Raw genomic sequence first — 9184 nt, forward strand, 5'->3', positions numbered from 1 at the left:
TCAACAACGCCAACGAAGTTACCACCTAGACCAACACAAGCATAAGGAACAACACCTAAACCTTCACTAAGAAGATCATAACAAGCATTAACCATGACTGAAGTAGAAGAAACCGCCCTAATCTCAATGACCTCACCACCTTCAATAGTTTTAGCTAGTAACCCAGCTACTATTGTTTTTTCTTCGGGAGTGAGCTTTATTAAGTCTTTGGAAACAGTAGCAGACGCATCTACAGTGTATGGGGTCCCATTATTGCTGCTACCACTCAATGTTGAGTTGCTACCATTATTAATTTTAGGCCACATTTCAACGCCTTTATCGCCTAAAGCCGCTGTTAAGCTCTGCTCTAAGCTCCCACCCTGCTTGTCTATGCTATCACAGGAACCCGCTTTGCTATCGTATAAGCCTTTGCTTGCGGCGGTGGCCTTTCCTCGGTTACAAACCTTGCCATCGATGATGGGGTGAGAGATTTCCAGAGCCTTAGCAAAGTGAACAATGTCCTTACCTCATCTAATAATAGAGATTTGGATAGCATGCTAGAACCATATGCCATGCATATCCCATCAGAATAGTGGATACGGTTGAATTTTACATTTGCTGTTACTTGATTTAGCTGTAGTTCAATGTTTCATTTATGCGGCATTATTTCACATATTGGGTAGCCCATTATAGTGGGTCCGAAAAGGTTAATAGCAGTGTAGGTGTGCCTAAACATGTATTAGCGAGCATACATCAGTGAGAAGGCGCAGGATAAGCGTACTGCCTTCTCCATTTTATGGTACTAAGCACTGCTCCGCGGGACAGAATGTGCGTTGTATTCCGTTTGCACTTCAAAGTTGATGTACACTCCCGTCGCGCTATGTGCTACATGCATATACAGTATATGAAAACCAATTCTATTATTAGAAAATATTACATTGAAGGTTCAGGGTAATATTTTTTCTCGAATATACAATTTGTAATATCCTAAAATATTACAGAAATTCATGAAAAAAATATTACCCTACATGCTGGGTTATGCTCTCTAACTTAATATAGGCTTGAGATTCTTTGATATCTAATATAGTAGAGGAATTTATTCATCATACGGGGCTTTTTCTGTTTTTATTATTTTGCATACTGTATGTGGTATGTTATAAGTTATACTTGTTTAGGCATAGACATAATGAATAGAGGGAAGTAAATCCCTGTGGTTGGGAGTATAATTGATGAATTGCTACATATTATTAGTGTGTGAGTAGCTTAATGGGCAAAGTGCTCCGTTGAGAATATTTCTCTTGCAATGTAAAACATTAAAATATAGGCTCAAAGCGCCGTGTGTCTTACAACTCAGGCGATAGCTTGGGTACTCGAGAGTAGCGGTTTGTTGTCTGAATATTTAGGGTTTTTTGATGTCTCAGTTAGTGGATGGGAAGGCGTTCTACACCGGTCATGTTAAGTGGTTTAGCGTAGAGAAGGGTTATGGTTTTATTTGTAAGGACAGCTCCGAAGGCAGTAAGGGTTCTGCTATGGGGCATGGTGAGAAGGATGTCTTCGTACATATTACATCGCTGCAGAGGAGCAGAATAGATAACCTCAGAGAAGGGCAGAAGGTCAGGTACCAGTTGGATGAAAATAACGGAAAGGTTTCTGCGGTGAACCTAGAGGTGCTTTCGGAGTAACACTATGTTTTTGGGCCTTGTCAGGATGTATGGTATGGCTAGGCGCTAGAAAGAGGCGTCGTCTGTGGGGTGTTCTGGTTGATTTATTGTCATCCGGATTTTGCTCTGTTGGATTGGCGTCTCTTGATTTTTCCCTCATTTTGTCGTTGTTAGATGTTCAGGAATCATGGAACATTACGACTGAGGAGAATATACAATTGCTCCTATGGGTGCTGTTATTGTTTTTGCTTTGCATAGCTTCGTTGTCTTGTTGGACAATGCATGCTTGGATAAAGTGCAATAGGGGAGAGCTAGGTTTTAAGCTGCAGGCTAGGGCTGTTATAGTGTTCACCCTGGTGGGGATGATTCCTGCCGTAGTTGCTTCGGGATTTGCATATCTTTTCTTTGATTATGGTGTGAGGGCTTGGTATTACAATAATATACGGCCTGCGTTCACTCGGTATATTGAGGAGACTTTGAAGTGTGCGGACGAATGCAGTACTGCTGTCATGGTTTCGGATGCTGTGCATCTTGCTAACTATTTGGGTACAGATTCTGCGCAGTGGACGTCAGAAAAGATCTCATTAGGGGCTGAGCTATTTAGTTTTTTGGAAATTCTACTTATCAGCAATAGAGAGATTTTGGCTAGCGCAAATCCTAGTGCTACATCTTGGACTAATTATGTAACTGAAGATGAGCTTTATGAAATTAATGACAAGCCAGTAGTTTTTTCTAAAGGGCAGAAGGATTATACCGTGCAATTGTTAGATTCTTTGTCTGGGATTTATCTTATAGCGGTTCGGGCTCCAGACAATGCTTTGGAGCATAATATGTTGCGCTTTGAAGAGATGCATGAGCATCTAAATAATCTGCGAACACAGATGTCTGCATTACAAATTCAATTTTCGCTGGCATTTCTTTTGTTATTTTTGGTTGTGCTGTTTGTATCGGTGTGGTTAGGGGTAGGTTTTGCCAAAGGTATAGTGGGGCGCTTATCTGAGTTATTTACAGCCACTAAGCGGGTTCAAGATGGGGATTTTGATTGTAGGATAGAGTATAAAGGAAAAATTATGGGTGAAGAGATCGCTACGGTGATCAAAGCATTCAATCAAATGGTAGAACGGTTAAGTGAGCAACGTATGCAGTTAGAAAATGCATATAGAGAAATAAATGTTAGAAAAGTGTTCGTTGAAACTGTTTTGTCAGGAGTATCGTCCGGAGTTATGGCTTTATCACCGTTAAAATCTGTAACTTTGATGAATGATAGGGCAATGGAGCTGTTGTCCTGCCATGAGCTCAACAAACCGATAGAAGAAGTGTTGCCAGAAGTTTTGGAGCTGGTGAACGCGGTCCAATGTAAGGGTGATATCACTATTATTCGTAATCATAAGTTACTTACCTTATCGGTGAATATAGAATGGTTGAAGTCTCAGGGGCTGATTATTACATTTGACGATATTTCTGGTTTGGTAGAAGCTCAAAAGAAGGCAGCGTGGTCGGATGTAGCTAGGAGGATAGCTCACGAAATAAAAAATCCTATTACACCCATTTACCTGGCAGCAGAGCGCCTTGGGAGCAAGTACGCTGAGCAGATTGTATCAGGAAGAGAGACCTTTTTGCGATACACAGACACCATAATTAAGCACGTATCAAATATTAGCTGTATAGTGGACGAGTTTGCACAATTCGCGCGAATGCCCAGCCCAACCTTTAAAATGTGTTACATTTCTGTTATTATTAGGGACATAAGTTTTCTGGGACAATTCGGTAAAGCCTTTGTTTCTTACGACTTGCACTTTCCTGAGGAAGAGGTCCTTGTTTTTATAGATCAGGAACAGATTTCTCAAGTATTCGTAAACATATTTAAGAATGCTTGCGAGTCGATAAATGCAAGTCCTAATGCTGATAGGGGGCGCATCACAGTTACTGTAACAAAAGAAGAAAAGAGTGTTTTGGTTGAAGTGAGAGATAACGGTATAGGGTTTTCAGAGGATATTATAGGAAGGCTTACAGAACCCTATGTTACTACACGTGAAAAGGGTACTGGGTTAGGGTTGGCGATAGTAGAGAAGATCCTGCAAGAGCATGGAGCATCTATAGGTTTCCGTAACTCGGAGGAAGGTGGTGTAGTACTGATTACTTTTTTGAAATGAGAAAAATGTGTTTATTTGTTCAACAAATGATCTATCTAGGTTTTGTGCGGCGGTATTACGTGATAACCCTGAAAGTGTGGCAATAGACACGGAGTTTTTACGTAGCTTCAACGACTATTACCCGAAATTGTGTTTACTGCAGATAGCTTATGAGAATAAGCAGTGTGTAATTGATGCTTTAGCAGAGGGTATTGATCTCACTCCTCTGCAGGAAATTTTTGATAACACACAGATTTTTAAGGTTTTTCACGATTGTAGGCAAGATCTTGACGCATTATCCTTGCTATTTGAGTCTCTCCCTAGGCCTATATTTGATACACAAATAGCGTCTATGCTGTGTGAGTATCACGAAAATTCAGTGGGATATTCTAAATTAGTTGAGCAGTTTCTAGGCGTGAAACTGAATAAGATGCCCTTCAAGCGTGTGGATTGGTCAAAAAGACCTTTAACGGAAAGTAAGGTGCGTTATGCCCTGGATGATGTTATTTATCTATATAAGCTGTATGGAATCCTTCGGGATATTTTGACGTCCAAGGGTAGGCTATCGTGGTATATGGAGGAGATGGATTGCATTGTAGATTCGGTATCCGATAACTACACCACGATTTTAGAGAGTATGGAGTGTTATGGAGACTTAACGGAGCAAGAAGCTACTATAGCAAGATCGGTTGTAGAGTGGAGAGAACGTGTAGCACGTCTACTAAATATCAATCGAAACATTATCATGAACGCCAGAGATGTCTTGAATATTACAAAAGACTTTATAGCGGATGGCAGCGCCAGTACCCTCAGAAAATACGTGCGCGAGCTATATCTACAAGACCTTCCTTTCAGTTTGACTGAGATAGTGGAGAACAACAAGCATATAAAGCAAGATGTGTATAACAAAGCTAGTCAAGAACGTGATACTCTAAGTTTACTGTCTATATTGCTGCATAGCGTGTGTGTAGAAGGTAGTGTGTCACAGAAATTAGTAGCATCTAAGAGGGATTTGGTTAGAGCCATAAGTCACCTCCCTAGCAACATCATGCGAGGCTGGAGATATGAGTTTTTTGGTCATAAGGTTAAAGCTTTTATAGAAGGACGAGCCAAGTTGGTGTTTTCTGTCGATATTAATGGAGGCAATGTCCAACTTGTTGTAGATAGTCAGTCATTTGCTTGTAGATCTAGCGTAAGCAACGGCTCTTGATTTGCGGATTTTTTAGATGCACTACAGCACGTAGCAGCACCATATACTTCAGGATAACCGAGGAGACATTACAGAAGTAAACTATTACCCTGAGTTAGGTACAGTTTTCAGGAGTTCTCTCCACTCCGACTCATTCATAACCTGAATACCGAGTTTTCTAGCGGTGTCTAACTTACTTCCTGAGTTGCTTCCAGCAACAAGTATGTCAGTTTTGGTAGTGACGGTACTAACAACTTTAGCCCCTAGAGTTTCCGCATATTTCGCAGCTTCGTTACGAGACATATTTTCCAGCACGCCAGTAAATACAATAGTCTTTCCTGAAATGGGAGATGCGGTCTCCGTATTTACGATTTCATCCAAGATATTGAGTTTTTCTTCAAGCGTCCGGAGTACTCTCAAATTGTCTTCACTTGAGAAAAACGCACGTAAGGACTCAATACTTTTTAGGCCAATACCATGTATGTTATCCGGATCTTCTCCATGAGCCAGTGATGTCATGGAATGTACCCAGGTGCTATAAGATCTGTAGTATTCTGCAATCAGCTTTGCGGCACCCTTTCCGATGAACCTGATTCCTAAGGCAAAAATGAAATTACTCAGTTTCACAGTGGTACTGGCATTAATAGCATCAATGAGTAAAGCCATAGACTTCTCTCCCCATCCATGTTCAGCGCTTAAGTTCATGTGACTCATTTTTTCTCCTAGCGAAAAAATGTCGGCAACGTTGCTGATGTATGATGCATTGCAGAAAAACTCTATTTGTTTTTCTCCTAGGCCTACTATATTTAGCCCGTCCCGAGATACAAAGTGCTTTACTCGCTCTAGTACCTGCGCTTGACACGATAATTCAGCCGTGCAGCGCATCGCTACTTCTCTAGGAGCTCTACTAAGTGTACTTCCACATGATGGACAATGCGAAGGGAATACATACTTTTCAGGTACAGTAGAATTACAACGTGCGTCATGATCTACTCCTACTACCTGTGGAATGACCTCGCCAGCCCTTTTTACTATAACACTGTCGCCAATACGTATATCTTTACGGACAATCTCGTTAAGGTTATGAAGACTTGCCCGGGATACCAGGGTGCCCCCTATATTTATGGGCTCCAATTCCGCTATGGGAGTTATAACTCCTGTTCTGCCGACCTGCACAGAAATATCACGCAATTTCGTGATGGCCTCAGTTGAAGGAAACTTATGGGCTGTGGCCCATCTAGGATACTTACTTGTAGAGCCAAGAAGTTTTTGTAGATGTGTATCATTTACTTTATATACTATTCCATCAATGTCATACCCTAGAGTACTACGTATATTATACATTCTGGTATGGAACGATAGCGCATCGTCCATATTATCAGCGAAAAGTACTTCTGTATGAGTACAAAACCCCCATTCGGCAAGCTGTTTTAATATTGCTTCTTGAGAGGCTAACGTGCTATTGACTACACAATATGCTACATAGCGAAGATTCCGCTCTTCTGCAATTTTAGGATTTAGTTGACGAATAGAACCAGCTGCGGCATTACGTGGATTTGCGAAGTTACATACGTCCTTCAGTTTTTCAAAGTCGCTGTGGTGCATGTATATTTCACCTCGGACTTCCAGAACTTCAGGAGCATTTATGATTTTGTGAGGGAGCTTACGTATTACTTTTGCGGTGTTAGTAATGTCTTCCCCTAAATGGCCATTTCCTCTAGTCGCAACCCTTACGAGAGAGCCCTTTTCGTATAATGCAGCAAACGACAAACCATCAATTTTAGGTTCACAAGCTATGGTAATAGAGGCTTCAGGATCCATATTAAGTGAACGCTTTACCCTGGAGATAAACTTTTCCACATCCTGTGTAGTAAAGGAATTTTCCAGAGATAACATAGGTTCACGATGCACAATTTTGGGCAATCTGGCATCCACTGTAGGTGCACCAATTACTCCTTCGTAATCATTGTAGGCACTAAGCTCGGGAAACTTCTCCAATAACTCACGTTTCTCTTGTACGAGTGCATCATACTGAGCATCTGAGATCTCCGGTGCATCATGTCCATGATATAGAACGTCGTGAAGTTTCAGCTGCGCATTTAGATAAGCAAGATGCTGCCTACTGTTGTTGTCAGACATGTGACCTATCCAGTTATCACACCCTTCTTTTTCAAAAGCTCTTGTAGTTCACCGCTTTGGTACATTTCACGTACTATGTCACATCCCCCTATGAACTCGCCTTTTACATATAGCTGAGGAATTGTGGGCCAACTGGAGAACTCCTTAATTCCCTCTCTTAACTCTGGGTCTCTCAAAACATCTACATCTTTAAATGCCACCCCCAGATGAACCAATACGGATGCCACCACGCTTGAGAACCCACACTGAGGTGCTGCAGCAGTACCCTTCATGTACAACACAACATCATTATTCTCTATATCATGTTTAATTCTGTTCACTAGGTTGTTATCCATCTTGTTTACTACCCACACTTGTTTGTATTTGTAATGCGTGCACAGTCACTTCTGATAGTGCGTCATAAACCATTCTGTGCTGCTCAAGTTTTGACTTACCAGCGAATCTTTTGGAAACAATCCGCACGGAATAGTGATCATTGTCATCAGCTAAGCTAGTCACGTCAACGATTCCATCAGGAAAGGAGTTACACAACAACTCTCTCAGCTTTAAAAGATCTACAGCCATTACCAAAGTCCCCAAAAGAGACCAAATGTATAACACTTTTTATAGATTTGGTAAACAATGACGGTACAGCAGTAGCTCTCTCATAACACTGCCGAGTCTGCATAAGCGATTGCTAGCAGTTAATTACATAAGTCGGTCTACTTTCCTTACTATTGTGCATGCTAGCGGTGCAAAATTCTGACTTAATCTCCAAATTTTTGTATGTATATGATTATGTTATGAGTTTTTCTACGCGTTCTTGCCACATATCCCAGGTTATAGAACCCTTTATATGGAGTACTAACTCACCATTTTTGTTGAAAATAAAAGTTTCAGGCACTCCCGTAACCCCGAATGACTTTTCTGCTTTTCCAGAGTAATCAGCCGCAATTGCAATATAAGGGTTATCAGGTTCCTGTAGCCAAGCCAGTGCGTTATCCTCTATATCTATGTAGTCTATGCCATAAAGGTCGATAGAGGTTCTTTTAGAGATTTCTTTCCATGTTTGGTGCTCCTTCATACAAATAGTACACCAGGAAGCAAACACATTCACCACAAACGCACGTCTTTTTTTCTTGATCTCTGCGGTGTTGAATTCTGTACTGTTACCGAATATGGTAGGCAATACTATATCGTAAGAAAATGTAGCATTGTTGCGCTTGTAGTAAGTAAAAAATATGACGACTGAGAATGCACAAAATAAACACAGTACGCTCATTCCTACTATGCGCATTTAATACTCCCTTAGTTGATCATGCTACGGGATAGCATATGTAGTGTGCATTGACTTTATAGTTTTCGCAACAGTTACTGCGGTACTCTCAGATTGGCTACAGGGTATTAATTATGCTTCATGTGCGACCTTAGGTATAGGAGTGATATAAAGTTCACGCCTTGCCTTATCAAAGGGATGGTATGTATCTCAGTATCATGGAATTAATATTATAAGGGGATAAAGTCGTCCCTTATGTATGGTAACACCCACAAGTAATCGAAGCCAGAATAAAGAGAAAATAAAGACAGCAGAAGTATAGAACCCGGTAGAAAGTAAGTTAAGGAACGTTTAGTTCCCCTTTTATAAAATTCACATTTGCTAACAGATGTACACCTCATCTGTTCTTGGAAAAGTAAGTTAAGGGGAAGCCTTCCGCTACCCCTTATAGGTATTTAAAAAGCAAACCTAACACCAAATTCTCCACCAACATAAGCCATGGAGAAGTTAGCAATAGCAGTATCCTTAGTACGGCCAGCAGGACTAGTATCATCTACAAGACGTTGAGCAGGAAGATCATCATAGACACCATCTCCAACAACACGATGGTAGAAGCCCCCAGCAAAAGCGGAGATTTCAGGAGAAAGCTGATAACTCAAGCCAGCCTTTAACCTATAAGCAAGCTTAGGAGTGATGTGACCATCAACAACGCCAACGAAGTTACCACCTAGACCAACACAAGCATAAGGAACAACACCTAAACCTTCACTAAGAAGATCATAACAAGCATTAACCATGACTGAAGTAGAAGAAACCGCCCTAATCTCAA

General features: G+C 41.0%; 8 protein-coding genes and 1 pseudogene. 3 read left to right on the forward strand and 6 right to left on the reverse strand.

From position 1 onward, the window contains the following. Nucleotides 1–506, reverse strand: a pseudogene (locus KPX09_RS05795) (P44/Msp2 family outer membrane protein); the annotation flags it as partial. 885 nt (nt 507–1391) lie between these two features. Between KPX09_RS05795 and KPX09_RS03060 the strand changes: the two are divergent. Genes KPX09_RS03060 through KPX09_RS03070 form a run of 3 tightly spaced genes read left to right on the forward strand, consistent with a single transcriptional unit; the run spans nt 1392 to nt 4982 of the window. Further along, nucleotides 1392–1661, forward strand: coding sequence for a cold-shock protein (locus tag KPX09_RS03060; protein WP_011450286.1), 270 nt, complete (start codon nt 1392–1394; stop codon nt 1659–1661). 29 nt (nt 1662–1690) lie between these two features. Next, nucleotides 1691–3793, forward strand: a complete 2103-nt coding sequence (locus KPX09_RS03065) for an ATP-binding protein (protein ID WP_249548941.1) — start codon at nt 1691–1693, stop codon at nt 3791–3793. 7 nt (nt 3794–3800) lie between these two features. Continuing rightward, the gene (locus tag KPX09_RS03070) at nt 3801–4982 is read left to right on the forward strand and encodes a ribonuclease D (RefSeq protein ID WP_249548942.1); all 1182 of its coding nucleotides are present in this window, start codon (nt 3801–3803) and stop codon (nt 4980–4982) included. A gap of 84 nt (nt 4983–5066) precedes the next feature. On the opposite strand, the gene ligA is transcribed toward KPX09_RS03070, so the two are convergent. The 5 genes from ligA to KPX09_RS03095 all read right to left on the reverse strand — a co-directional run. Continuing rightward, entirely contained in the window at nt 5067–7100 is a 2034-nt protein-coding gene (ligA, locus tag KPX09_RS03075; RefSeq protein WP_249548943.1) for an NAD-dependent DNA ligase LigA, read from the reverse strand. A 5-nt stretch (nt 7101–7105) separates the two neighbouring features. After that, nucleotides 7106–7435, reverse strand: coding sequence for a Grx4 family monothiol glutaredoxin (grxD, locus tag KPX09_RS03080; RefSeq protein ID WP_249548944.1), 330 nt, complete (start codon nt 7433–7435; stop codon nt 7106–7108). Next, entirely contained in the window at nt 7428–7679 is a 252-nt protein-coding gene (locus KPX09_RS03085) for a BolA/IbaG family iron-sulfur metabolism protein (protein ID WP_249548945.1), read from the reverse strand. Before KPX09_RS03085 ends, grxD begins: the two co-directional genes overlap by 8 nt. Before the next feature lie 196 nt (nt 7680–7875). Next, entirely contained in the window at nt 7876–8376 is a 501-nt protein-coding gene (locus KPX09_RS03090; RefSeq protein ID WP_249548946.1) for a redoxin family protein, read from the reverse strand. Nucleotides 8377–8810: 434 nt separating this feature from the next. Further along, on the reverse strand, nt 8811–9184 hold a 374-nt coding region (locus tag KPX09_RS03095), incomplete at its 5' end, for a P44/Msp2 family outer membrane protein (RefSeq protein ID WP_249548947.1).

It is taken from the genome of Anaplasma phagocytophilum, assembly GCF_023476575.1.
Classification (GTDB): Bacteria; Pseudomonadota; Alphaproteobacteria; order Rickettsiales; family Anaplasmataceae; genus Anaplasma; species Anaplasma phagocytophilum_A.

Excerpts from the sequence above, each read along its gene's own strand:
- KPX09_RS03060 (WP_011450286.1), top strand. The coding sequence starts at position 1,392 with ATGTCTCAGTTAGTGGATGGGAAGGCGTTCTACACCGGTCATGTTAAG.
- KPX09_RS03065 (WP_249548941.1), top strand. The coding sequence starts at position 1,691 with ATGGTATGGCTAGGCGCTAGAAAGAGGCGTCGTCTGTGGGGTGTTCTG.
- ligA (WP_249548943.1), bottom strand. The coding sequence starts at position 7,100 with ATGTCTGACAACAACAGTAGGCAGCATCTTGCTTATCTAAATGCGCAG.
- grxD (WP_249548944.1), bottom strand. The coding sequence starts at position 7,435 with ATGGATAACAACCTAGTGAACAGAATTAAACATGATATAGAGAATAAT.
- KPX09_RS03090 (WP_249548946.1), bottom strand. The coding sequence starts at position 8,376 with ATGCGCATAGTAGGAATGAGCGTACTGTGTTTATTTTGTGCATTCTCA.